A 23,348-nucleotide genomic window follows, 5' to 3' on the forward strand; every position below is an offset into this window, starting at 1 on the left:
GTGTAAAAAGTACATTTTTCTTTATTCACTCATTAGTATTTTACAATATTTTCCATAAACGTTTCCTGTATAAACCAGAACTATCTGTAGCCAGCCGTGGCGGAAAATACCACATCTCTCTTCCCGGGTGCCCGAGGCAGCGGCAACGAAGCGGAAAACCAAAAAGCCTGTGGTACAATAACTTCCAGATCTTTACCTGTAAAAGGGCTGTAATTCAGTCCTCCGCGGTTGAAAGCCTTGTGCCGTCATATTCATCGCAGTATCAGCCGCCTGGGGCGATCCGCTTCAGGTTGCGGCTATGCACTGCCGCCCAGGTGAGCGGCGGTCAGAGAGCTCAGGGCGTCACAGCGAACTCACAGCATCGCTAATCAGTGTCAATATTGTGGGTAATAAAGCGGGCCCTGAAATTGCGCTGGTTGCACATCGCCCCCACCATGCTGCCGAGCGGCTGTCAGGGCCAGCGTAATCTTCAGGGAACCGCCGCAGCCGATGTGATCCATATTGGCCACCTTTGTAGGACGATCTTCTTCTGGAGGAACGTCCCCTCGGCATTCTATATGTCGGGAGCCCGTTCCATGACATTCCTTCCGGGAGCGTAGGCTAATCGACCTGATAAAAGGAAATGCCGCATACCAGCCTCAACAGGCCGATATGCAGCATAAAATCGGACGAAACACCTGGTTCGGTATCTCCGGATGCTGAAAACACAGCGGAGTAAGGCTGACCTTCCGCAGGAGCGGCTTTATGTGCGGCAGCGTGGGTACAGTTTCCTTGTTCTTTCATTGCGCACAGCGCGAAAAGCATTCATAGGCGCCCAAAACAGATGTCTTAAAATTCAGCAAACACGCTGAGAGAGCAAAGAAAACCTCGGAACCATTGCAGTTCCGAGGTTTTCTCATCTGGCAGCGGGTGAAGGATTCGAACCCTCACATACAGAGTCAGAGTCTGCTGTGCTACCCTTACACAAACCCGCTATGAAGTTGTGTTCACTCCGCAGCGAACAGATATTATTATACAGAAAAGCGTGATTTTGTCAACCCCCTTTTTTATTTTTTTCCACATGTTTTTTCAAGCGGGCGCGGAATCCCGATCCCGCGCCCGCCACTATGTAAGACCGTTCACTGGCCCCGCAGGCCGTCCAGAAAGCCCCGGAGGAATCCGCCGCCCCGTCGCCTGCTCCCATCTTTCTCCATACGGTCCGCTGCCTCCTGGGCGCCCGCATACCCTTGCTTCGCTGCGGCCTGATAGAGTTCTCTCGCCTGCCTCAGATCCCGGGGCACGCCTTTGCCGTGCTCATAGCACCAGGCCAGATTATACTGGGCACGGGGCTCGGACTCCTCCACTGCCTGGCGGTACCACTTCACCGCATCTGCCCAGCTCTGGGCCACGCCGACACCGGTCTCGTACAGATATCCCAGGTTGCAGGCGGCCACCCGGTCGCCGCCCTCTGCAGCCTGCCGGTACAAATCGGCTGCCTTGGCCGGGTCCTTCGCCACGCCGTGGCCGAACTCCCAGCAGACGCCCAGGTTGCACTGGGCACGGGGGTAGCCCTGCTCCGCCGCCGCCTGATACCAGCGGACAGCCTCTTGCCAGTTCTGTTCTACACCCTCTCCGGTCTCATACAGATATCCCAGGTTGCACTGGGCGGCCGCGTCCTCCCGCTCCGCCGCCTGTCGGTACAGCCGGGCTGCCTCCGCGGCATCCCGCTCCACGCCTTCGCCCCGCTCGTAGCACACGCCCAGGTTGCACATGGCCGCCGCGGAACCGGCATCCACCGCCCTGCGATACCAGTGGACCGCCTCTTCCCAGTTCTGTTCCACGCCGCGGCCGTATTTGCAGCAGATGCCCATGCAGAACATCCCCCGGGGGTCCTCCTGGTCCGCCGCCTGTCGGTACCAGTGGACAGCCCGCTTCCAGTTCTGCTCCACGCCCTTGCCGTACTCATAGCACCAGGCCAGGTTGCACTGGGCACGGGGCATCCCCTGCTCCGCAGCAGCGCGGTACCACCGCACCGCCTCCTCCCAGCTCTGCTCCACGCCCTCGCCGCTCTCATACAGGAATCCCAGATTGCACTGCCCGGCGGCATTGCCCGCCTCGGCTGCCTGGCGATACAGGCTCACAGCCCTGCTCAGGTCCCGCTCCACGCCCTCACCGCGTTCATAGCACACGCCCAGGTCGCACATGGCCGCCGCGGAGCCCGCGTCCGCCGCTTTTTGATACCAGGCCACTGCCTCCGTGCTGTTCTGCGTCACACCGCGGCCATAGTCAAAGCAGCGGGCCACGCAGAAAAGTCCTCTGGCATCCCCCTGCTCGGCCGCTTTCCGGTACAGACGGTAGCTCTCTCCCAAATCCTGGGGGACGCCCTTGCCGTATTCATAGCACCATGCCAGATTGCACTGGGCACGGGGCAGGCCCTGTTCCGCGGCGGCACGGTACCACCGCACCGCCTCCTCCCAGCTCTGCTCCACTCCCAGGCCGCGGGAATATGCCTCCCCCAGCAGGAACTGGGCCCTGGGAAAGCCGTTTTCCGCCCCCTTTCGGAAGCACTCCACCGCTTTGGAATCATCCCGCGCCACACCGATGCCATGGGCATAGCAGTATCCCAGGTTCGTCAGGGCGGGCATATAGTCCCGGGCGGCGGCCTGGGCGTACAGCACCACCGCCTGCCGGGGGTCTGCAGGCACGCCGATCCCCGCCTCCAGGCACCACCCCAGGTTCGTCACACCCAGCATATCATCCAGGGCCGCCGCCTGTTGGTAGCAGGCCAGCGCGTCCGTCGGCCGCTCCTCATCCACGGCCCGGTTGCCCAGCTGCACCCAGTCGGGCCCCGTCAGCTCCTCTTCGTCCACAGAGAGGAAAAAGGTGCCCCCGCACTGGGGGCAGACATCCGGTTCCTCCTCTGCCAGAAACCCGCAGTCCGGGTTCTCACAGCGATAGTAATTCATCTGCGCACCTCCTCTGTATCAAAGCGCCGCTTCATCCTCCGCAGAGGAGGCGCCCCGCAGGTTGTAGGCCTCCGGAAACGCGAACGCCCTGCCCCGGAATTTGAAGCCCGGGAACGTGTCCAGCTGGACGCCGTGAATGGCCCGGAACATGCTCTTCTCAATATTGGGATTGGTCTTTTTCAGCTCCCGCAGCAGGAGCTTCATCTCCTGCCGCTTGCTCTCGCCCACACCGTCGGCCGCACCGTCCCGCTCCTCTGTGAAGCGGCAGGCGCACTGGAGAAACCGCAACCCATTGTAGTTCTTCCAGGCAATGATGGCGTCCTCATGGACACAATACAGCGGACGGATCAATTCCATGCCTGGGAAATTTCTGCTGCGGAGCTTGGGGGGCATGGTCTGGAGCTGGGCACCGTAAAACAGGCCCAGCAGCGTGGTCTCCAGCACGTCGGAGAGATGGTGCCCCAGGGCGATCTTGTTGCAGCCCAGCTCCTGAGCCTTGCTGTACAGAAAGCCCCGGCGCATCCGGGCGCATAAGTAGCAGGGGTTCTTCTCCACCTGATAGGCAACGTCGAAAATATCGCTCCGGAACACGGTGATGGGGATGCCCAGGCGGGCAGCGTTCTCCTCGATCAGCGCCCGGTTGGCCGGGGCGTAGCCCGGATCCATCACCAGAAAAACCAGCTCAAAGGGCTGTTCTGTGTGGCGCTGGAGCTCCTGCATCAGCTTGGCCAGCACCATGGAGTCCTTTCCCCCGGAGATACAGACGGCGATCCGGTCTCCGGGAGCGATCAGCTCATACCTCTTGACGGCGGCAATGAAGGGGTTCCAGAGCTCCTTGCGGTATTTTTTGATGAGGCTGCGCTCCGCAGCCTCCTGTGGTGTCAATTCGCGGGACATGGGGACCTCCTAAAGCAAAATGGGAGCGGCCGCGTCAGAACCAGATAGCCACCAGCCGCAGCAGAGAGGCGCACATTTTGCGCAGCCAAGACCGCTGATTCCACTCCGCCAGCGTATAGGGCGCGCTCTGGGCCACCATCCGGTCCATATCCTCCAGCAGGTCTTCCACCGCGGGCATGTGATAGAGGAGCACGGCGCATTCGTAGTGCAGCTGGAACGTCCGGTAGTCCATGTTGGTGCTGCCCACCAGGGCCACCTCCCGGTCTACCATGACGCTCTTGGCGTGGACGAAGCCGGGGGTATAGCGGTAAATCTTGACGCCGTGGGCCAGCAGCTCACCCCAGTAGGTCTCCGCCACCATGTAGACATATTTCTTATCCGGGATGGCGGGTACCACCAGCCGCACGTCCACCCCTGCGTCGGCTGCGATGCACAGGGCCTTCTGCATGGACTCCTCCACCGCGTAATAGGGCGTGGTGATATACAGCATCTTCTGGGCGGAGGCGATCAGCTGGAGGTAGGTGTCCTCGATGGGATTGTCCGGATTGTTCAGCGGACCGTCCGTGAAGGGCTGGCACCAGCCGGTGCCCTCGATCTCCACCCGGGGACGGTAGTAGTCGTCCTCATTGGGCAGGGAGCGGCCGATCATCTTCCACATCTGAATGAACTGGGAGGCAAAGCCCCAGGCCCCGGCACCGTCGATCCGGACGCCGGTATCCTTCCAGTGGCCGAACCGGACAAAGAGGTTGGCGTATTCATCGGCAATATTGATGCCTCCGGTGTAGGCGTGCACCCCGTCAATGACGGCGATCTTCCGGTGGTCCCGGTAGTTGAAGTAAATCCGATTCACGTAGCGGTGGACTGGATTGAAGACCTCCACCTCCACGCCAGCGTCCTGCAGGGCCTGGAGGGAGGCGTCGGAAAAGCGGGTGAGGTTGCCGAAGTCGTCGAAGATGATCCGCACCTCCACACCGGCGGCGGCCCGCTCCCGCAGCACATGGAAGATCCGGTCCCAGATCTGGCCCTCCGCCAGGATGTAATACTCCAGGAAGATGTAGATCTCCGCTCTCTGGAGGTGGAGCACCAGGTCATCGAAGAAATCGGCTCCCTCCGCGAAATACCGGGCCTGTGAGCCGCCGTACAGCAGGAAGTCCCGCGACTGCAAATAGGAGGCCAGCCGTCCCCAGGCCGGGGAGCGGCGGCTCAGGTGGGCCACATTGGCGGCGCTGGCCTGGCGGGCGCTCTCCCGCTCCACCGGAGGGGCGACCTTCCGCAGACTCAGGCTTTTGGCCTGATGGCTCCCGCCCCACAGAAGGAAAAGAATCATACCGGCCACCGGCAGGGCCAGCAGCAGGCACATCCACACCAGCTTATAGGAGGGGCTGCCGGGGCGCAGATACACCCAGATCGCCACCACTGCGCCAGCCAGCTCCAGAATGAAATAGACGTAGCTGATCTTTTCCGCCAGCAACTGGGTCAGCGCCAGCGTCAGCACGATCTGGGCAATCACCGTCAGTGCGCAGATGGACAGGCTGGCGGCGGCGGAGATCCGCCGTTCCGTCCGCTCTTCCGGCTGGGGCAGACTTCTTTTTCGCATGGTGCGGTCCACCTCCTTCTCTCTCAGCTTCGACCGCTTATCTTATTATTATACCGAAATACCCAGTACTCCGCAACCAATATTCTGTGAACAAACAGCCCCGCCGGAGGGCGGGGCTGTTGGGTCATCTGCTCCGGCAGAGCAGATCCTGCTTGATGTCGAACAGCTTCTGACTCAGATCCACATAGTAGGTGTGAGGGTTCTCGAACCGCTTCACCGTGTCCCACAGGGTATCCACCTGGGCACGGCAGTAGGCCTGGATCTCCGGCAGGGCGGGCAGCTGATAGACCAGCTCTCCTCCCTGAAAGACCGGGACCTGAAGGGGCTTTGCGGTAAAGTTCGTATAGGTCTTGCGCTTCCAGGTGGCCCTGGGATCGAAGAGCTCCAGTGGGGCGCTCTCGTCCACCGTCTCGTCCCAGACGGTGATGTAGTCCGCCTCCGCCTTGCCGGTGGCGTTGTCAAAGATCCGATAGGTCTTCTTGAAGTGGGGAATGGTGATCTTGTCCAGGTTTTCGCTGACCTTGATCTTGGGGATGATCTTCCCGTCTCCATCTTCCACAGCCGCCAGCTTGTACACACCGCCGAACACCGGCTCGCTGCGGGCAGTGATCATCCGCTCACCCACACCGAACACATCGATCTTGGCGCCCTGCAGCAGCAGGTCCTGAATAATATACTCGTCCAGGGAGTTGGAGGCGGAGATCTGGCACTCGGTCCAGCCGGCGGCGTCCAGCTTGCGGCGGGCCTCCTGGGTCAGATAGGCCATGTCGCCGGAGTCCAGACGGATGCCGCACTTGCGGATGCCCAGGGGCTTCAGCACCTCATCAAAGGCCCGGATGGCATCCGGCACGCCGGACTTGAGCACATTGTAGGTATCCACCAACAGCGTGGCATTGTGGGGATAGATCTGGCAGTAGGTCTTGAATGCCTCATACTGGCTGTCGAACATCTGGACCCAGGAATGGGCCATGGTGCCGCCGGCAGGTACGCCGTACAGCTGGTCGGAGATCGTGCAGGCGGTGCCTGCGCAGCCGCCGATATAAGCCGCCCGGGCTCCGGAGATGGCGCCGTCCGTGCCCTGGGCCCGGCGGGAGCCGAACTCCAGCACCGTTCGCCCCTGGGCCGCCCGGACGATCCGGTTGGCCTTGGTGGCGATCAGGCTCTGGTGGTTGATGGTCAGCAGGGTGAAGGTCTCGATCAGCTGGGCCTGGATGGCCGGCGCCCGGACCGTCACCACCGGCTCCCGGGGGAAGATAGGCGTCCCCTCCGGCACCGCCCAGATGTCGCCTGTGAAACGGAAGTCCCGCAGGTAGCTCAAGAAATCCTCGGAGAACAGGTGCTTGTCCCGCAGGAAGGCGATGTCCTCCTCGTCGAAGTGCAGGTTCTGAATATACTGGACCAACTGTTCCAGACCCGCGCAGACCGCGAACCCGCCGTTGTCCGGCACGTTGCGGAAAAACACATCGAAATAGGTGATCCGATCCTGGAGCCCTGCCCGGAAATAGCCGTTGCCCATAGTCAGCTCATAAAAATCGCAGAGCATCGTCAGATTGAGTTTCTCTTCCGTTTTCATAACCGTTTCCCCTGTGCCGCCGGCACAGATCCTTCCATGAAGTTTCAGGCCCCCACACCGCTGGAGGCGGTCTGTCCGGGGTTGTTATTCCCTTGAATTATAAGCGGTTCCCCCAGGAAAAGCAATGCTTTTTCCGAATTTGTTGTCAATCTTTTATCAATCGTCTTGACAACAACTCCGCCCTCCCCTATGATGGGGAAAGATTGAACCGCACATTTTCCGGTACACAGCGGACTGGAGGGTTTTCTCGTGAAAAAGTTTGCTCTCTTCTTCTCCGCGGCGGCCGTTCTGTGCATCCTGACCGGCCTCACTGCATACCACCGCTCATTTCCTCTGGACGCGGACCTCAATGGGCTGGAACCGGCTGCGCTCCAATGGTTCAACCGGGGCAGGTCCGTTCCCTGCGAGGCGGACCAGTTGGAGCTGTACCAGCCTGTGACCGTGGGGCGTCTCACCTATTATCCTCTGGTTCTGGATGGACGGTTGGGATACCTGTGTCTCTCGAGAGGATTCACCGGGCGGTATAAATTCGACCACTCCGGTCGCGGGACCGGCTCCTTCCGCAACGGAGTGGTGGAGTCCGACGGGGAGCAGATGCTGCTCTTCGAGGGGCGGAACGGCGACGGCCGCATCGCCCGGGCGGTCTTTTCACTGGAGGGCGGTGGGCCTTATGCGCTGGACATTCCGGCCTCTCCCGTCTTTCTGGTGAGCACCTCAGTGGATGATACCGTCTCCACAGGTCCTATCAGCATAGAGGAGATTGTCTTTTATGACAGCCAGGGGCGGGATATCACCAAGTCGTTTGACCTCAGCGGAGGCGCCATCCAGTAAGCGCCCCCACCGAAAACCAAGCGGCCGTCTGCCGCTGAAAGGAAGTCATCACAATGGATGTGATCTTAGGCATTGACATCGGCGGCTCCACCACCAAAATCGTGGGTCTGCGGACGGACGGCAGTGTGATCTCCATGCTGCGGGTCCGGGCGGAGGATCAGGTGACCAGCCTGTATGGCGCCCTTGGCAACTATCTCACCAGCAACCGGCTCTCCCTGCGGGATGTGCGGCGGGTAGTGCTCACCGGCGTGGGCGCCTCTTATGTGGAGGGCGACATCTACGGTCTGCCCACCTGTAAAGTGGGCGAGTTCTCCGCCAGCGGCACCGGAGCCCTGGCCCTGTCGGGCCAGTCCTCCGCCGTGGTGGTCAGCATGGGCACCGGCACCGCTTTCCTCTGGGCGTCCCCCGACGGCATCCGCCACCTGTGCGGCAGCGGCATCGGCGGCGGCACTCTGGGCGGGCTCTGCCACAAGCTGGTGGGAATGGAGCGCTTCGGCCAGATCAAAAAGCTGGCGGAGAGCGGCAATCTGGACCATGTAGACCTGACCATGAAGGACATCACGGTCCACTCCGCTCCCACTCTGGACCCGGATATGACTGCCGCCAACTTCGGCGATCTGGCGGAGGACGCCACTCCTGCGGACCTGGCGGCCGGCGTGGTCAATCTGGTGCTCCAGGCCATCGGCACCATGACGGTGCTGGCCTGCCAGTGCTGTGACTCCAAGACTGTGGTGCTGACCGGGTCCATGACCACCCTGCCCCAGGCGGTCACGAATTTCCAGCTGTTTGAAAAGCTGTACGGCATCCACTATATCATTCCCGAAAACGCCACGTTTGCCACCGCCATCGGCGCGGGACTGTACAGCCTGCAGAAAAAGCCGGAGGCCTGATTGTGCCATGACGGAAAATTGGTCCCTGTATCATCCGGAGATCCCGGAATTTCTCCGCCGTCTGGCAGAGACGCCGCCCATGGCCCGGCTGCGGCAGGTGGGCATGAACTGCGGGTGCGAGTACACGTCCTTCCCCCACTTTGCCGGGTGGGCCCCCTACTCCCGGTTTGACCACAGCGTGGGCGTGGGGCTGATCGTGTGGCACTTCACCGGCGATCTCCGCCAAAGCGCGGCGGGACTGCTCCACGATGCGGCCACACCCGCCTTTGCCCATGTGGTGGATTTTCTCCACGGGGACCACCTGCATCAGGAGTCCACCGAGGCACGGACGGCGGAACTCATCGAGACCTCGCCGGAGCTTCAGGCGCTGCTGAAAGAATACGGCCTCACCACGGAAGACGTGGCGGATTACCACCGCTATCCCATCGCGGACAATGACTCCCCTCAGCTCTCCGCCGACCGTCTGGAGTACACGCTGGGGGACCTGCGGTGCTACGGCTTCGCCGGGGCGGACGCCCTCCGTGTATTCTACGAAGATCTCACCGTCTGGCGGGACGAGTCCGGCCGGCCGGAGCTGGCCTTCCGCACGCGGGAGACCGCCTGCGCCTTCACAGAGGCATCGCTCCAGACCGCCCAGGTCTATGTGGCGGACGAGGACCGCTTCGCCATGCAGGCCCTGGCGGACCTGCTGCGCGATGCCGTGAACCGGCAGGTCTTGACAGAGGATGACCTGTATCGGACGGAGTCTTTTGTCATCCAAAAGCTGGAGGCAGATCCGGCCAGCGCCCGCCGGTGGCGCCGGTTCCGGCGCTTCTGCCGGGTGGAGCGGAGCGCGGAAAGGCCGGAGAACGGACTCTGGTTCCGGATTCCCGCCAAGCTGCGGTACATTGATCCGCTGGTGGCAGGCCTTGGCCGCGTCTCTCGCTTGGACGCCGGGGTGCGGCAGGCCCAGGAGGCCTTCCTGGCCACGGACTTTGCCTGCTGGATCGGTGTTCCGGAGGAAACCGCCGGAGAGAATGATTGAAAGATTGGGAGAAAGAGACATGGATTACAGAGAAAAAGCCGTCCGGTGTGTGCGGGAGACCGTCCTGCCTGTCCAGGCGGCGCAGTTCCGGGCGTGCGGCTGCGACCTGGACGCCCAGTACCGAAAATACGGGGACACGGAGAGCTTTTTTGCCAAGGTTCTCCAGCCCGGGCGCCTCTATGAGGTGGGTTATCCCAAATGCGTCTGCCCTGAGGTGCTGGGGGAGAGACGGCCGACGCCGCCCACTGCGAATGTTCCCGGCAGAGTGTGCTGTATATTCTGGAACAGCTGCTGCCCGAAAGACACATCACGGTCCGGACCGTGGAGACGGTGCTGGGCGGCGGGACCTGCTGCCGGTTCGCCGTTACAGTGGAGTAGCAGCGGAAAATGCAAACAGGAGCCCGGTGCTGTGCACCGGGCTCCTGCGCTCACATATAGGGATTATTCCTCGTCCTGGGGCTTGTCCTCGTCCTCCAGGCCGTTCAGATCGAACTCCAGCTTCTCGCCGCAGTTGGGGCAGATGACCTCGCCGTCCTCCAAGACGGACTCGTCGAAGTAGATGGTCTCCTCGCAGGTGGGGCAGGTGGTGGCGTAGCAGTCCTCGTCCTCCTCCGGCTCCTCATACTCGTATACATCCTCTTCGTCCTCGTCATCCTCGCCGAAGACGGCGTCCTCCACATCCTCCAGGTCATCGCTGACAGCGTCCAGGCCGTCGTACAGCTCCTCCTGGTCCGCCTTCATATCCGCGATCTCCAGGGCGATGTCGTCCAGCACGTCGATGATGGCGGCAAGCAGCTTGCCCTCCTTCTTCTCGGTGTCCAGTTCCATGCCTTCAGCCAGGCCCTTCAGATACGCGACCTTCTCCGTAATCTCCATAACAGCAGCTCCTTTCCTTTACAAACAGCGTTGCAGTCATTCTCAGGAACAAAAGGGGGAATACGCTTCCCCCCTTTGCCTCACTTACTCCTTGCTGCGGCCGATATACTCGCCGGTGCGGGTGTCGATCTGGATCTTGTCGCCCGTGTTGATGAACAGAGGCACCTTCACCTCAGCACCGGTCTCCAGCGTCGCGGGCTTGGTCACGTTGGTGGCGGTGTCGCCCCGCAGGCCGGGCTCGGTCTCCGTGACCTCCAGGTCCATGAAGTTGGGCACTTCCACGGTGAACACGCTGCCCTTGTAGCTCACCAGCTTGCAGACGGTGTTCTCCTTCACGAAGCGGAAGGCGTCGCCCAGCACGTCCCGGTTCAGCGGGACCATGTCGTAGGTCTCGGGATCCATAAAGTAGTACAGGTCGCCGTCGTTGTAGCTATACTCGGCATCCTTGCGCTCCACAGTGGCCTGCTCGAACTTGGCGGTGGGGTTGAAGGACTCCTCGCGGATGGCGCCGGTCATCACGTTCTTGTACTTGGTGCGCACGAAAGCCGCGCCCTTGCCGGGCTTCACGTGCTGGAACTCCACCACGGTGCAAACGCTCCCGTCCTTCTCAAAAGTGACACCATTGCGGAAATCGCCGGCAGTAATCGTTGGCATAAATGATCCTCCTCTGAAATCTCAAGAAAAGCTGACCAGCCGGCCGCCTCTCTATCTCTACAAAAATTCCTCTGCTATTTTATCCTATGTTGTCCGGTAATGCAAGTATTTTTCAGGACTTTTTTTCCATTTTGCGGCGGCAGATAGCCTTAAACGGGGCCTGGAGAGCGTGGAGCACCTTCTGCCATGCCGTCACGGCGCCGCCCACCGGCTCCACCATCAGAGGCAGGACTCCGGCCCGGTTGGCGGCCAGCATATCCGTCAGCAGCTTGTCCCCCAGCATGGCGGTGCAGACCCGGTCCGCCCCAGCCCGTGCCATGGCGGCCTCCAGGCCCCTGGGACTGGGCTTTCCTGCACGGCCCTGATAAGGCACCCCCAGGTCCGCGCAGAACTCCGTCACCCGGCTGCCGGAGCGGTTGTTGGAGACGATCATGAAACCGATCCCCGCATTGCGGAGGGCGGCGATCCAGTCCCGCAGGGACTGATCCGGCCGACGGGTCTTCTTGGCGGCCAGGGTGAAGTCCAGGTCGCTGAGCAGCAGGGTGATCCCCTGCTGCCGCAGCCAGTCCGGCGTGATCTCGCTGTAATACTGGAACACCCAGCGGGGCGTCAGGGAAAACGGCATAAGCGGCTCCTTCTCTGCATAGTCTCCTTTTAGTATACCAGTCCCAACGGGATTCCACAAGGGGGAGTTCATTTTGCAGATCTATCTGGCCGTGACGCCGGCCGAGGCCCAGGAGGCCTCCCGCTTCCGCTGTTCCCTGGCCCATGTGGCCTACTGTATCGGGCCGGACTCCACGCTCCTGCGGCAGAACCTGCTGCTCCAGACCCGGGGCGGGCTATTGTCCGTCACAGACCGGGGCGCGCCCTTTATCGCCAGCCCGGAGCGGCTGTCGGCCGCCGCGCTGCGGGAGTGCGGGCGGCGGAGCTACGGCGGCGTACTGCTGGATTTCGAGCAGCCTCCTGCGCCGGACCGGCTGGCCTTTGCGGAGACGCTGGCCCGGCGCCTGTCGCCCCGCCCCGTTTATGTGCCGGAGTCCTACGCCGCGGCGTCAGGCGCCATTCCCCTGATCTGCACCGCCATCTCCGGCGGGAACTTTGTCCAGCGCCTGCAGGAGGCCGCTGCCGGACGGGACAGGGCAGGCGGTCTGGCCCTGGATGTCCAGCGGCTGCGGATGGACTTCACCCTCCCGGCTCAAAGCGGCGAAGGCCGCCCTCTCAGCGGCCGGGAACTCCAGGACCTGCTGGACCGGGAGTCCCCCTCCGTTTTCTTCTCCCAGGACCTGTGCGCCCGGTATTTCACCTATGCCCGGGACGGCGAGACGCATTTCGTCCTCTTCGACGACGCGGACACCCTTTCCCAGAAGCTGCGGACCGGCGGGAACATGGGCTTCGCCGCCGCCTTCCTGATGTATCCGGAGGTGCAGGATCTGCTGCCCAAGCTGTTTCCCGGGCGGAGGACATAAAAAGTGCTGTACCTTTCGGCACAGCACTTTTCCTTGACAGATCAATAATAGCGCTTCTTGTTCTTGCGAGCGGCCTCAGACTTCTTGCGGCGCTTGACGCTGGGGCTCTCATAATGCTCTCTCTTCCGCACTTCCGCGATGACGCCGGCCTTGGCGCAGCTGCGCTTGAAACGCTTCAGCGCGCTGTCGATGGACTCGCCGTCCTTCACATGGATCTCAGACATCTATATTTCCCTCCCTCCGAGGTATCCGGCTTAATCCAGGATACTTTAAGGGCCATAATCTATGGCTTTAACATAAGTATTATACAAACCTTCCGGGCCGTTGTCAAGAGATTTTCCGGAAAATCAGCATTTCTCCCGGGAGATCAGTCCGCCGCTCTCCGGTACACGATGGGCACATCGTACCCGAACGTCCGCTTTCCGTTCACCTCCATGGTCTCCGCCACCTCCAGGGACTCCTGAGAGAATCGCTCATACAGGGTGAACTTCAGCACCGGGGAGAACATGCTGACGCTGCCCCCCTCCCACACGCCGTCGTGCAGCGTATAGAGGGCAGGCGTGAATTTCTCGGAGATCTCCAGATCCTCCCATTTCAGGGGCGGCAGCGTCTCATAGGTGGCCGCGCCGCCGTCCGCCGCCTTGGGCAGCTGATAGGATGTCAGCTTCACCGCCTCCCCCTCCTCCGTAAAGAGGAACAGATGGGGTGAGGCGTGGGTCTTTCCCTCCGTGGTGTAGTAGCTCTCCTCCAGCACAAATGCTCCCGCAAAATCCGCGGGGAGGCCGTCAATCTTGTCGTTGCACACGGTGTTGACATGCTCTGCCAGCGGCAGGGCGGGGCTGCCGCTCCGCCGCAGCTCCTCCAGCTGCCGGGTATTGTCAAACCTGCCGCACAGCAGGCGCAGGAATTCATCCAGACGGCTCATAGGTTCTCCTTTCTCAGGCAGGGCCTGAAGCGCAGGCCGGACGGGATTTCCCGTCCGGCCTTTTGGTGTGATTGGGATGAACTGGGATGCTCCCACCAGATGCATCGGCCGGTTCCCGGTCCAGCGGGGCTCCCGCATCGGAATGCAGCCGGACAGGCACAGGCCGTCCGCCCCAAGGTTGTTGCCTCCGGCAAAAACGCTTGTACGCACCGCTGGGCGCAGTCTTATTTCGCGGGCTTGACGATCAGGTTCACCAGCCGGTTCTTCACCAGGATGGTCTTGATGATCTGCATCCCTTCGGTGGCCTTCCGGACCTTCTCCACCGCCAGGGCGGCATCCACCACGGCCTTCTCCTCACTGTCGGTTGGCATGGAGATGGTGCCCTTCAGCTTGCCGTTTACCTGGACGGCCAGCTCCACTGTGGAGGCCACGGTCTTGCTCTCATCCGCCACGGGCCACTCCGCCTGGCAGCACATCTTGCCCGTCTGGGCGGCGAAGCCCAGGTTCTCCCACAGCTCCTCGGTGATGTGGGGGGCGAAGGGGTTCAGCAGCAGGAGCAGATACTTCAGGTCGCCCCGGGTGCAGCCGTTGGCGTTCAGCTCGTTCACCATGGTCATCATGGCGGCGATGGCGGTGTTCATCTTCAGACTGTCCACATCCTCTGTGACCTTCTTGATGGTCTTGTGGATGACGGCCTCGTTGGCGGGGGTCACATCATAGCTGTCGGAGGCGCTCTCCGCCAGATTCCACACCCGGTCCAGGAACCGCTTGGAGCCCTTCACCGCGTCGTTGGACCAGGTTGCGGCCTTCTCAAAGTCGCCGATGAACATGATATAGAGGCGCATGGTGTCGGCGCCGTACTGGTCCACGATGTCGTTGGGGTTCACCACGTTGCCCCGGGACTTGGACATCTTCTCGCCGCCCTCGCCCAGGATCATGCCGTGGCTTGTGCGCTTGGCATAGGGCTCCTTGGTGGGCACGGCGCCGATGTCATACAGGAACTTGTGCCAGAACCGGGAGTACAGCAGATGCAGGGTGGTGTGCTCCATGCCGCCGTTGTACCAGTCCACGGGAGACCAGTAGTCCAAGGCCTCCTTGGAGGCGAATGCCTTGTCGTTGTGGGGATCCATATACCGCAGGAAGTACCAGCTGGAGCCAGCCCACTGGGGCATGGTGTCGGTCTCCCGCTGGGCGGGGCCGCCGCACTTGGGGCAGGTGGTGTTCACCCAGTCAGTCATCTTGCTGAGGGGGCTCTCGCCGGTGTCGGTGACCTCATAGGAGTCCACCTCCGGCAGCAGCAGGGGCAGCTGCTCCTCCGGCAGGGGGACCCAGCCGCACTTGGGGCAGTTCACCAGGGGGATGGGCTCGCCCCAATAACGCTGGCGGCTGAACACCCAGTCCCGGAGCTTGAAGTTGGTCTTGGGACGGCCGATGCCCTGCTCCGTCACCCACTTCTTCATGGTGGGAATTGCCTCTTTCACGGTGAGGCCGTCCAGGAAGCCGGAGTTCACCATGATGCCGGTGTCGTCCTTCAGGGTGAAGGCCTCCTTGGTGATGTCTCCGCCCTGGACCACCTCCACGATGGGCAGGCCGAACTTGGTGGCGAACTCCCAGTCACGCTGGTCGTGGCCCGGCACGCCCATGACGATGCCGGTGCCGTAGCCCATCAGCACGTAGTCGGAGACGAACAGGGGCACGTGCTTGCCGCTGGCGGGGTTGACGGCCTCGATGCCCTCCAGCCGGACGCCGGTCTTCTCCTTGTTCAGCTCGCCCCGCTCAAAGTCGGACTTGCGGGCGGCCTCCTCGATATAGGCGGCCACAGCATCCCAGTTCTGGATCTGGTCCTTCCACTGCTGGAGATAGGGATGCTCCGGGGAGATGACCATATAGGTCACGCCGAACAGCGTGTCGCACCGGGTAGTGTAGACCGTCAGCTTGTCGCCGTTGGTGGCGGTGAAGTCCACCTCCGTGCCCTCGGACCGGCCGATCCAATTCTTCTGCTGGATCTTCACCCGCTCGATGAAGTCCAGGTCGTCCAGGTCGTCGATGAGCCGGTCGGCGTACTTGGTGATGGCCAGCATCCACTGGCTCTTCTCCTTGCGGATGACCTGGCCGCCGCAGCGTTCGCACACACCGTCCACGACCTCCTCATTGGCCAGGACGATCTTGCAGCTGGTGCACCAGTTGACGGGCATGGAAGCCTTGTAGGCCAGCCCCTTCTTGAACATCTGCAGGAAGATCCACTGGGTCCACTTGTAGTAGCTGGGGTCGGTGGTGTTCACCTCCCGGTCCCAGTCGAAGGAGTAGCCCAGCATGTGGAGCTGCTTGCGGAAGTTCTCGATGTTGTCGTGGGTCACCTTGGCGGGGTGGATGTGGTGCTGAACGGCGTAGTTCTCTGTGGGCAGGCCGAAGGCGTCATAGCCGATGGGGAACAGGACGTTGTAGCCCTGCATCCGCTTCTTCCGGCAGATGATGTCCATGGCGGTGAAGGGCCGTGCGTGGCCCACGTGGAGCCCCTGGCCGGAGGGATAGGGGAACTCGATCAGGCCGAAGAACTTCTCCCGAGTCTTGTCCCCCGTGACGGCGGTGAAGGGCTTCTCCTCCAGCCACTTCTGCTGCCACTTTTTCTCAATGCTGGCAAAATCGTATTTCATATCCTTCTCCTCATTCCTGTGAATGGATTTCTCTGTTCGATTTATTTTTGCCGCGGCGCGCCCCCGGGCGGCCTCTCTTGCTTCTACGGGGCAATTCACCTTCTGTACGTGGCAAAAATACTTTGACCCAACCGCCTTGGGTTGTGTCGCCAGTGACTGATGCCGCTGGTGAAGGCACTCTGCTGCGCAGCCGTTGGCGGCTCTGCCGCCTGACGGATGCGGTGTGCCCCTGCGGGCAAGGAGATGTCAATCCCCTCTTTAAGCTGTAAAAGCGCCCCCGACCTTACGGTCAGGGGCGTAAAAGCTACGCGGTACCACCCTGGTTTCGCCAGCCGTTGCCGGATGGCGCTCAACGGCCCGGAGGGCCTCGGCCAGTAACGGGGCCTGCCGTCCCACCCTACTATGTCCGTTCAGGCGGGAGACTCCGGGAACAGTCATCCGCGAAGGTCCCCCACCGGCTCGCAGCAACCGCCGGCTCTCTGAAGGCGGGACATTTCGCCTTTCTTCCCATCAATGTCGTTAACGGGTCTATTTTATGTGGCTTTGCGCGTTTTGTCAAGAGGTAAGCGGGAAAAGCGCTTTACAATCCAGTCGACATCTTGTTTTTGCCCGTCCTGCTCTGTATAATGGGGAAAATCCAACGTATGGCAGCAGAAAAAACTCTGGCAATTTTGGGGGGAGGCGAAACCGTGAAGGGCACCCTGATAAACACGCCCACATTGGAAACCGGGCGTTTGATCTTGAGGAAATTCACAGAGCGCGATCTGGAATGGCTGTTTCTGATTCTCCATGACAAGGAAGTCAATCAATTCCTGCCCTGGTATCCGATAGACAGCATAGAAGAAGCCAAGAAATTCTATGAAGAAAGATACGCTTCAAAATATGTCCAGCCGCAGGCATACGCTTACGCGATCTGCTTGAAAACGGACGATCATCCCATCGGCTACATAAAAGTGGATATGGAGGAACATCACGATTTCGGATATGGGCTTCGCAGGGAATTCTGGCATCAGGGACTTGTCACAGAAGCGGGCAAAGCGGTGATCGCCCAAGTGAAAAAGGACGGCCTGCCTTATATCACAGCAACGCATGACCGAAACAACCCAAGAAGCGGCGGCGTTATGCGGAACGTTGGAATGAAGTACCAATATTCTTACGAAGAACAGTGGCAGCCCAAGAATTTTCTGGTTACATTTCGGATGTACCAACTGAATCTTGATGGGAATACAGATCGGGTTTACAAAAAATATTGGGACCAATCTGCTGCCCATTTTATAGAACCGAACGTGTGAACAGATGGATATTGGAGAAAAGTTGGGCGCCGAGGCAGCCGGACTTGTTAAAACCGAAGTGCTTGGTGCATGGACCTGCCTCACAGGAAGCAGGCCCATTTTCATACAGGCGCGCCCAATGCGCCCTCACACTTCGCAGGGAAGGCTTTTCGCCCCCTGACTTATATCGCTGCCCCTTGATTCCGATTGTTTCATACTCCCCCGCCGGTCGCCTGATGCAGCAGCTCCTCCGCTGGCACACCGAAGAGCTTCGCCAGGGCCAGCAGGTTGGAGGTGCTGGGGTCCGCCGTGCCGGTCTCCCATTTGCTGACCGCCTGCCGGCTGACCCCCAGGGCCTCCGCCACGAACTCCTGGGTCATCTGGCAGCGCATCCGGTGGGCCTTGAGGACCTCTCCCAAGGTGCGGCGGGTCTCCGCTTTTTCCCTGCGGGCCTCCCCGCCCCGCAGGTACTTCCGCAGGGCCCGGATCAGCAGGATCAGCAGATAAATGAGCCCTGCCCAGATGGCCAGAAACAGGAGCAGCAGCGGGAGCATGATAATGGAACTGAATGCCATTGCAGTTGCCTCCTTTTGTTTTGGTGGTCTCAGCATACCCGGGGCGGGCGGTTGCGTCCACCAGCTATCGCGCAACTCTGGGTTGATAAGCAGAAAAAAGCTCCGGCGGTCAGCGCCGTCGGAGCTGATGTTTCCCCTTTTCACCGGACACGGCGCCCCACAAAATCTTCGTTTTGCGTGGCACCACATTGGACTCAAATGGGCAGGCAGAGCCTGCCCATTTCATATTTTTGCCTGCGGCAAAACGCTTGGACACGCCACTTGGCGCGAAGGGCGATCAATTCTCCGTCAGCACACCGGAGAGATCCACCGGCTTGCCGTCGTGCCAAAGCCGCTCCAGCGAATAGAACTCCCGGGCCTCGGCGGAGAACACGTGGACCACCACACAGCCGTAGTCCAGCAGGACCCAGGTGCCGTCCCGGTAGCCCTCCCGGCGGAGAGGATCCTCCCCCGCCTGCTCCTTCATGGCCTTCTCCACTGCGCCGCACAGGGCGTTGATCTGGGTGTTGGAATTGCCGGTGGCAATGACGAAATAGTCCGCCAGGGTGGTCTGCTCCGTGATCTCGATGGCGGCGATGTCGCCGCCCTTTTTCTCGTCCAGGGCTTTGGCCGCAGTCAGGGCCATCTCTTTGGGTGTCATGGACTCATCCTTTCTGATCGTTTGAATCTGCGGCACACCTGCCGCTCAGGTTACAATAATAAACCCGTCATCCGGGGCCGCGGTTCCGCCGTCGGACGTACCGGGGTCTACAGGAGGCGCCGTCTCACCATCAGACGGCTGGGAATCCGGCGACTCCGGGGCGGTTCCGCCGCTCTCACCTGCCGCCGGGTCTCCGCTGCCGCCCGGGAGCTGGCCGATCACCTGTCCTGTACCGGGGTCCAGGATCTGCCCGGTGCCGGGATCGATGATGCCGCCGGTCTCCGGGTCGATCAGGTCTCCCGTGTCCGGATCGATGCTCCCCGTACCGGGCTCCGTGGCTCCGCCGGGATCCGTGGTCTCTCCGTCGCCGGGCGTCCCGGCCGCCCCGCCGGTCTCCGGCGCTCCGGCATCAGGGCCGGTCCCTGTGCCGGTCTCCCCCTCCGGGGGCGTCTCCTCCTCCGGCTCCTGGGGCGTCCACTGGGCCTGCCAGTAGGACCGGGGATGGGTGGCGTTGCTGTCTTCCACATGACCGGTGGAGGAGCTGACGGAGCCGTCGCTGTTCACGGTCATCATATCCAGATCGCTGCGGGTAAATACCTCGGCGTAGGGGCTCAATTTGGTGTTCACCAGCTCCAGCAGTTCATTGGGATAGGGGGTCACATAAGAGGCCTCCGAGTATTCGCCGTTCGCCTTGCTGATAGACGCGCTGTAAGCATAAGCACTGCTGTTACCCGGCATGGTGACGAATTCCACGTTCTCCGCCTTCAGGCCACCTAAAAATGCGGCCTGCGCAAACCAGAGGATGTTTTGAAACGTCAGGTTTGTCTCCACATTGTCCTGAAATACCTGAATGAACTGCCGGACTTTCGGCACATTTTCCACTTTCAGCAGTTGCTCGACCATCGCCTTCAAAAACGCCTGCTGGGTCTTGATGCGGCCCACGTCTCCCTCCGGGTATCCCAGCGTCACGCCGTTCTTGCGGTTGTCATGGCGGTAACGGAGGACTTCCATGGCGTCCTCGCCCGTGAGCAGGCGATAGCCTTTCTCCTGATGGATATGGAGGTTTTGAAGAGGATCATCATAGTTCATATTCCGGGGCACATCGAACCAGACGCCGCCCATGGCGTCCACGATTTCACCCACGGCCTCCCACTCCACAATCACCTGATAATCCGGCTCAAAGCCCACCAGCTGGGAGATCTCCTTATACAGGGCCTGGATACCCCGGTCTCCGCCGCCATAGGTATTATAGACAGAGTTGATCTTCTTGATATCCCAGGAGACATTCACCATAGTGTCCCGGGGAATGGACATCACCGTGGCCTTCTGGTTGGTCACGTCGTAGCTGGCCAGCAGCATCGTGTCCGTATTGCCGCCGCCCCCCGTGTCCCGGCCCAGGATCAGAACTGTGTAGTAGTCCTGACTCTTCCGCTCCCCGTCGCTGCGGGGGCGGGTCCCCTCGCCCCAGTCGATCTCCTCCACCGGATCGGTGGGTTCTTCCGTCTCCTGGGGCTCTGTCTTGCCGGTGTTGAGGTCCGGCCGGACGAACAGGCTCTGCCAGGCCAGAACTCCCGCCAGGGCCACAGCCAGAACTGCGGCTGCGGCAATCAGCCCCTTCTGCCCCCTGGTCAGTCCGGACCGTCTCTTTGGGGGACGTCCTTTTCCATCCATCTGGTCCGCCATGGTGCCACCCCTTTTCCGTCATTCAGCTCACGATGATAAAGCCGTCATCCGGAGCCTCTTCTGCGGCAGCATCGCCGCCTCCATCTCCGGTGCCGGAGGTCTGGCTGTCTCCAGTGCCCGAATCGGTCGTTCCTCCGCCTGCGTCAGGCGTGCCGCCGTCCGGAGTCCCGCTTGTGCCCGTACCCGGATCGGTGGTCCCGTCGGTGCCGGTGCCGGTGGTTCCTTCTCCGGTGTCAGGTCCTGTGGTCCCGCCGCCGGTGCCGGGATCTGTCCCGCCGTCGGGCGTTGTCCCTGTTCCGGGATCCGTCGTGCCAGAGCCCGGGTCTGTGGTCCCGCCCGTCCCCGGGTCCGTGGTTCCGCCATCCGGCGTCACCGGCAGGCCGGTGTCCGGATCGATGGGATTACCGTTCTCATCCACCGTGGGCGTCTCCTCCTCCGGCTTGCTGGGCGTGGTAGGCTTCACCGGCGGCCGGGCCGCCCGGCTGTCTTCCACATGGCCGGTGGACGAGCTGATGCTGCCGTCAGAGTTGACGGACATAATGTCCAAGTCGCTGAGGGTGAATACCTCCGTATAAGGACTCAGCTTGGTGTTCACCAGCTCCAGCAGCTCATTCGCGCTGGGCACCACGTAGGATTGATAGTTGTGATAGGTGCGGCTCCAGCAGGATGCGGTCCGGTTGGGCATGGTGACAAACTCCACGTTCTCCATGCTCAGCCCACCCAGAATCGCCTGCTGGGCAAACCATAGGATATTCTGGAAGCTCAGGTCTGTCTCCACATTGTTCTGGAACACCTGGATGAACTGGTTGATCTTTGTGACGTTCTTGATCTGCAGCAGCTGGTCCACCATGGCGGTCAGAAACGCCTGCTGGGTCTTGATGCGGCCCAGATCGCCGTCCGGATAGCCGTAGCGCATGTCGTTGTCGTGGCGGTAGCGGAGCACCTGCATGGCGTCGTCCCCCGTGAGCAGGCGGTAGCCCTTCTCCTGGTGGATGTGAAGGTCCTGATAAGGATCGTCGTAGTTCATGTTCCGTGGCACGTCGAACCAGACGCCGCCCATGGCGTCCACGATCTGGCCCACGGCGTCCCACTCCACAACCACCTGATAGTCCGGCTCAAAGCCCACCAGCTGGGCGATTTCCTTGTAGAGATACTGGATCCCCCGGTCTCCGCCGCCATAGTAGTTATACACGGAGTTGATGCGCTTGATATCCCAGGAGACATTCACCATGGTATCCCGGGGAATAGACATCACCGTGGCCTTCTGGTTGGTCACGTCGTAGCTGGCCAGCAGCATCGTGTCCGTGTTGCCGCCGCCCCCCGTGTCCCGGCCCAGGATCAGGACCGTGTAATAGTCCTGACTCTTCCGTTCCCCGTCGCTGCGGGGGCGGGTCCCTTCGCCCCAGTCGATCTCCTCTTCCTGGGTCCCGCTGTCCGCATCCGCGTTCTTCTCCGGCAGATCCGGGCGAACGAACAGGCTCTGGCAGGCCACCACCGCGATCAGCACGATGGCCAGTACCACGGCTACCGCGATCAGCAGCTTCTGCTGCCGCGTCAGGCGGCTCGGTTTCTTCGGCTTCTTGGGTCTGCTCTTTTTCGGCGTCCCGCCCGCCGGATGCTTTCCGTTTTCTCTATCCACTGTCTCTCTATCCTTTCAATGCGTCCCGCGCCTCAATGGTGGCGTGGTGCACAGGGTTTCCCATTTCGGTCATCTCTTCGATGGTCATCTCCAGGCCCATCAGCAGGCCCTCGTCCAGGTCTTTATAACACACAGCGCGGAGTTTGTCTACCCCCGGAAAATTCCGGGAGGGCTCGATATAATCCGCCAGATAGATCACTTTTTCCAGCAGGGTCATGTGGGCATGGCCCGTGGTGTGCCACCAGATGGCGTTGTAGATTTCATCGTCCACACCGAACACGTCCCGGGCGATGGCCGCGCCGGTCTTGGCGTGGAGAAGCTTCAGGGCCTTCTGCTCCAGCTCGTCCAGCTGGATGCCGTACCGGCCGCACAGTTCCAGCTGCTCCTCCATGTTCAGCTTTTTTGTGCAGTCGTGCAGCAGTGCCGCTACCCGGGCCTTCTCCACATCGGCGCCGTACCGCTCCGCCAGACGGATGGCCTCCTGCTCCGTGCCCAGCACGTGGGGGATGCGCTTGTTTTTCAAATAACTCAGAGCTATCGGCCGCAGCTCCCGCAGGGGCAGGCGCTTCAAATCCGCCCGGGTGCCGTACAGTCCCTCCCGCAGGATATAGCCGTACACCGCCGGAGGCAGGAGATTCACGCCCTCTCCCTTCGCCAGCATGGTTCGCAGGTCTGTGGAGGACACATCCACCACGCCGGGGATGGTGAGGGTGAAGATCCGGGCCTGGGGATATGTCCGGTACAGATAGTCCCGCTGAACGGAGAACAGCTCCTCCGTGTCCGCCTCCGTTCGGCCGAAGGTGGCGATCCCCGCCAGGGACAGAATCTTCTCCGCTTCGTGCCAGGTCTGGATGGTGAGGAACATGTCCGTGCCCATCAGCAGCCACAGCTCGTCCTCCGGGTACCGCTCCTTCAGCTGGGCCAGGGTGTCGGAGGTATAGCTCCGCCCCGTCCGCTTCAGCTCCAGATCCAGTACCTGGACCCGGTCCCCCAGGCCCAGCTGCTCCCCCGCCAGGCGGGTCATCTCAAGCCGCTGTTCCGGAGTGGGGCTGCCCGCTGGCAGCGCCTTGTGGGGTGGCTCCCGGTCCGGGACCAGCAGCAGCAGGTCCAGCTTCAGCAGCTCGAATACCGCCCGGGCCGCGGTCACATGGCCCAGGTGGGGCGGGTTGAACGTCCCGCCGTAAACGCCGATCTTCATACGCGATTCC

Annotated in this window: 21 protein-coding genes, 1 tRNA gene and 1 other annotated feature; of the genes, 5 read left to right on the top strand and 17 right to left on the bottom strand. The window is 61.4% G+C overall.

Features of this window, described 5'->3' with window-relative positions; all coding sequences use genetic code 11:
• Nucleotides 1-600 precede the first annotated feature (600 nt).
• The 6 genes from EIO64_RS03025 to EIO64_RS03050 form a co-directional block, all read right to left on the bottom strand.
• Nucleotides 601-804, bottom strand: a complete 204-nt coding sequence (locus tag EIO64_RS03025) for a hypothetical protein (RefSeq protein WP_207754065.1) — start codon at nucleotides 802-804, stop codon at nucleotides 601-603.
• A gap of 96 nt (nucleotides 805-900) precedes the next feature.
• A tRNA-Gln gene (locus tag EIO64_RS03030) sits at nucleotides 901-974 on the bottom strand.
• Nucleotides 975-1,118: 144 nt separating this feature from the next.
• Nucleotides 1,119-2,945, bottom strand: coding sequence for an SEL1-like repeat protein (locus EIO64_RS03035; protein ID WP_136890768.1), 1,827 nt, complete (start codon nucleotides 2,943-2,945; stop codon nucleotides 1,119-1,121).
• A gap of 18 nt (nucleotides 2,946-2,963) precedes the next feature.
• Nucleotides 2,964-3,842, bottom strand: a complete 879-nt coding sequence (locus EIO64_RS03040; RefSeq protein WP_021750933.1) for a tRNA lysidine(34) synthetase — start codon at nucleotides 3,840-3,842, stop codon at nucleotides 2,964-2,966.
• Nucleotides 3,843-3,876: 34 nt separating this feature from the next.
• The gene (gene cls, locus EIO64_RS03045; RefSeq protein WP_136890769.1) at nucleotides 3,877-5,439 is read right to left on the bottom strand and encodes a cardiolipin synthase; all 1,563 of its coding nucleotides are present in this window, start codon (nucleotides 5,437-5,439) and stop codon (nucleotides 3,877-3,879) included.
• A gap of 124 nt (nucleotides 5,440-5,563) precedes the next feature.
• Nucleotides 5,564-7,012, bottom strand: coding sequence for a nicotinate phosphoribosyltransferase (locus EIO64_RS03050; RefSeq protein ID WP_021750935.1), 1,449 nt, complete (start codon nucleotides 7,010-7,012; stop codon nucleotides 5,564-5,566).
• Nucleotides 7,013-7,261: 249 nt separating this feature from the next.
• On the opposite strand from EIO64_RS03050, the gene EIO64_RS03055 reads away from it, so the two are divergent.
• Genes EIO64_RS03055 through EIO64_RS03065 form a run of 3 tightly spaced genes read left to right on the top strand, consistent with a single transcriptional unit; the run spans nucleotide 7,262 to nucleotide 9,757 of the window.
• A complete protein-coding gene (locus EIO64_RS03055; RefSeq protein WP_119311317.1) occupies nucleotides 7,262-7,843 on the top strand; it encodes a hypothetical protein in 582 nt (193 codons plus the stop codon).
• A 53-nt stretch (nucleotides 7,844-7,896) separates the two neighbouring features.
• Nucleotides 7,897-8,733, top strand: a complete 837-nt coding sequence (locus EIO64_RS03060; RefSeq protein WP_119311318.1) for a BadF/BadG/BcrA/BcrD ATPase family protein — start codon at nucleotides 7,897-7,899, stop codon at nucleotides 8,731-8,733.
• Between the two features lie 7 nt (nucleotides 8,734-8,740).
• Nucleotides 8,741-9,757: a hypothetical protein gene (locus EIO64_RS03065; RefSeq protein WP_119311319.1), complete on the top strand. Its 1,017-nt coding sequence runs from the start codon at nucleotides 8,741-8,743 to the stop codon at nucleotides 9,755-9,757.
• 441 nt (nucleotides 9,758-10,198) lie between these two features.
• Here the strand turns inward: EIO64_RS03065 and EIO64_RS03070 are convergent, their stop codons facing one another.
• From EIO64_RS03070 to EIO64_RS03080, 3 genes are all read right to left on the bottom strand, one after another.
• Complete coding sequence (locus EIO64_RS03070; RefSeq protein WP_021750940.1) at nucleotides 10,199-10,633, bottom strand: CD1247 N-terminal domain-containing protein; 435 nt, start codon at nucleotides 10,631-10,633, stop codon at nucleotides 10,199-10,201.
• 84 nt (nucleotides 10,634-10,717) lie between these two features.
• A complete protein-coding gene (gene efp / locus EIO64_RS03075) occupies nucleotides 10,718-11,287 on the bottom strand; it encodes an elongation factor P (RefSeq protein WP_021750941.1) in 570 nt (189 codons plus the stop codon).
• 112 nt (nucleotides 11,288-11,399) lie between these two features.
• On the bottom strand, nucleotides 11,400-11,912 hold the full coding sequence (locus EIO64_RS03080) for a YqeG family HAD IIIA-type phosphatase (RefSeq protein ID WP_136890770.1): 513 nt from the start codon (nucleotides 11,910-11,912) through the stop codon (nucleotides 11,400-11,402).
• Nucleotides 11,913-11,985: 73 nt separating this feature from the next.
• On the opposite strand from EIO64_RS03080, the gene EIO64_RS03085 reads away from it, so the two are divergent.
• Entirely contained in the window at nucleotides 11,986-12,753 is a 768-nt protein-coding gene (locus EIO64_RS03085; protein ID WP_021750943.1) for a hypothetical protein, read from the top strand.
• Nucleotides 12,754-12,794: 41 nt separating this feature from the next.
• On the opposite strand, the gene rpsU is transcribed toward EIO64_RS03085, so the two are convergent.
• The 3 genes from rpsU to leuS all read right to left on the bottom strand — a co-directional run bounded on the left by rpsU (nucleotide 12,795) and on the right by leuS (nucleotide 16,332).
• The gene (gene rpsU, locus EIO64_RS03090) at nucleotides 12,795-12,977 is read right to left on the bottom strand and encodes a 30S ribosomal protein S21 (protein WP_021750944.1); all 183 of its coding nucleotides are present in this window, start codon (nucleotides 12,975-12,977) and stop codon (nucleotides 12,795-12,797) included.
• 143 nt (nucleotides 12,978-13,120) lie between these two features.
• Entirely contained in the window at nucleotides 13,121-13,678 is a 558-nt protein-coding gene (locus EIO64_RS03095; protein WP_119311322.1) for a hypothetical protein, read from the bottom strand.
• Between the two features lie 224 nt (nucleotides 13,679-13,902).
• The gene (gene leuS, locus EIO64_RS03100; RefSeq protein WP_025544859.1) at nucleotides 13,903-16,332 is read right to left on the bottom strand and encodes a leucine--tRNA ligase; all 2,430 of its coding nucleotides are present in this window, start codon (nucleotides 16,330-16,332) and stop codon (nucleotides 13,903-13,905) included.
• A gap of 288 nt (nucleotides 16,333-16,620) precedes the next feature.
• Nucleotides 16,621-16,855: a binding site (T-box leader), on the bottom strand.
• A gap of 181 nt (nucleotides 16,856-17,036) precedes the next feature.
• Here leuS and EIO64_RS03105 point away from each other — a divergent pair.
• Nucleotides 17,037-17,624, top strand: a complete 588-nt coding sequence (locus EIO64_RS03105) for a GNAT family N-acetyltransferase (protein ID WP_119311926.1) — start codon at nucleotides 17,037-17,039, stop codon at nucleotides 17,622-17,624.
• A gap of 191 nt (nucleotides 17,625-17,815) precedes the next feature.
• Here EIO64_RS03105 and EIO64_RS03110 read toward each other — a convergent pair whose 3' ends face one another.
• From EIO64_RS03110 to yqeK, 5 genes are all read right to left on the bottom strand, one after another.
• Nucleotides 17,816-18,178: a helix-turn-helix transcriptional regulator gene (locus EIO64_RS03110; RefSeq protein WP_025544857.1), complete on the bottom strand. Its 363-nt coding sequence runs from the start codon at nucleotides 18,176-18,178 to the stop codon at nucleotides 17,816-17,818.
• Between the two features lie 277 nt (nucleotides 18,179-18,455).
• On the bottom strand, nucleotides 18,456-18,818 hold the full coding sequence (gene rsfS, locus EIO64_RS03115; RefSeq protein ID WP_025544856.1) for a ribosome silencing factor: 363 nt from the start codon (nucleotides 18,816-18,818) through the stop codon (nucleotides 18,456-18,458).
• Nucleotides 18,819-18,863: 45 nt separating this feature from the next.
• A complete protein-coding gene (locus EIO64_RS03120) occupies nucleotides 18,864-20,501 on the bottom strand; it encodes an LCP family protein (protein ID WP_158629683.1) in 1,638 nt (545 codons plus the stop codon).
• 22 nt (nucleotides 20,502-20,523) lie between these two features.
• Nucleotides 20,524-22,140, bottom strand: coding sequence for an LCP family protein (locus EIO64_RS03125; RefSeq protein WP_136890771.1), 1,617 nt, complete (start codon nucleotides 22,138-22,140; stop codon nucleotides 20,524-20,526).
• A gap of 7 nt (nucleotides 22,141-22,147) precedes the next feature.
• Nucleotides 22,148-23,338, bottom strand: a complete 1,191-nt coding sequence (gene yqeK, locus EIO64_RS03130; protein WP_021752101.1) for a bis(5'-nucleosyl)-tetraphosphatase (symmetrical) YqeK — start codon at nucleotides 23,336-23,338, stop codon at nucleotides 22,148-22,150.
• Nucleotides 23,339-23,348: the final 10 nt, after the last annotated feature.

Origin of the sequence: Dysosmobacter welbionis (assembly GCF_005121165.3) — a bacterium.
GTDB lineage: Bacteria > Bacillota > Clostridia > Oscillospirales > Oscillospiraceae > Oscillibacter > Oscillibacter welbionis.

What these genes read in the sequence shown, in the direction of transcription:
- EIO64_RS03025 (WP_207754065.1), bottom strand. Translation starts at nt 804, where the DNA reads ATGCTTTTCGCGCTGTGCGCAATGAAAGAACAAGGAAACTGTACCCAC.
- EIO64_RS03035 (WP_136890768.1), bottom strand. Translation starts at nt 2,945, where the DNA reads ATGAATTACTATCGCTGTGAGAACCCGGACTGCGGGTTTCTGGCAGAG.
- EIO64_RS03040 (WP_021750933.1), bottom strand. Translation starts at nt 3,842, where the DNA reads ATGTCCCGCGAATTGACACCACAGGAGGCTGCGGAGCGCAGCCTCATC.
- cls (WP_136890769.1), bottom strand. Translation starts at nt 5,439, where the DNA reads ATGCGAAAAAGAAGTCTGCCCCAGCCGGAAGAGCGGACGGAACGGCGG.
- EIO64_RS03050 (WP_021750935.1), bottom strand. Translation starts at nt 7,012, where the DNA reads ATGAAAACGGAAGAGAAACTCAATCTGACGATGCTCTGCGATTTTTAT.
- EIO64_RS03060 (WP_119311318.1), top strand. Translation starts at nt 7,897, where the DNA reads ATGGATGTGATCTTAGGCATTGACATCGGCGGCTCCACCACCAAAATC.
- EIO64_RS03065 (WP_119311319.1), top strand. Translation starts at nt 8,741, where the DNA reads ATGACGGAAAATTGGTCCCTGTATCATCCGGAGATCCCGGAATTTCTC.
- EIO64_RS03070 (WP_021750940.1), bottom strand. Translation starts at nt 10,633, where the DNA reads ATGGAGATTACGGAGAAGGTCGCGTATCTGAAGGGCCTGGCTGAAGGC.
- efp (WP_021750941.1), bottom strand. Translation starts at nt 11,287, where the DNA reads ATGCCAACGATTACTGCCGGCGATTTCCGCAATGGTGTCACTTTTGAG.
- EIO64_RS03080 (WP_136890770.1), bottom strand. Translation starts at nt 11,912, where the DNA reads ATGCCGTTTTCCCTGACGCCCCGCTGGGTGTTCCAGTATTACAGCGAG.
- rpsU (WP_021750944.1), bottom strand. Translation starts at nt 12,977, where the DNA reads ATGTCTGAGATCCATGTGAAGGACGGCGAGTCCATCGACAGCGCGCTG.
- EIO64_RS03095 (WP_119311322.1), bottom strand. Translation starts at nt 13,678, where the DNA reads ATGAGCCGTCTGGATGAATTCCTGCGCCTGCTGTGCGGCAGGTTTGAC.
- leuS (WP_025544859.1), bottom strand. Translation starts at nt 16,332, where the DNA reads ATGAAATACGATTTTGCCAGCATTGAGAAAAAGTGGCAGCAGAAGTGG.
- EIO64_RS03110 (WP_025544857.1), bottom strand. Translation starts at nt 18,178, where the DNA reads ATGGCATTCAGTTCCATTATCATGCTCCCGCTGCTGCTCCTGTTTCTG.
- rsfS (WP_025544856.1), bottom strand. Translation starts at nt 18,818, where the DNA reads ATGACACCCAAAGAGATGGCCCTGACTGCGGCCAAAGCCCTGGACGAG.
- EIO64_RS03120 (WP_158629683.1), bottom strand. Translation starts at nt 20,501, where the DNA reads ATGGCGGACCAGATGGATGGAAAAGGACGTCCCCCAAAGAGACGGTCC.
- yqeK (WP_021752101.1), bottom strand. Translation starts at nt 23,338, where the DNA reads ATGAAGATCGGCGTTTACGGCGGGACGTTCAACCCGCCCCACCTGGGC.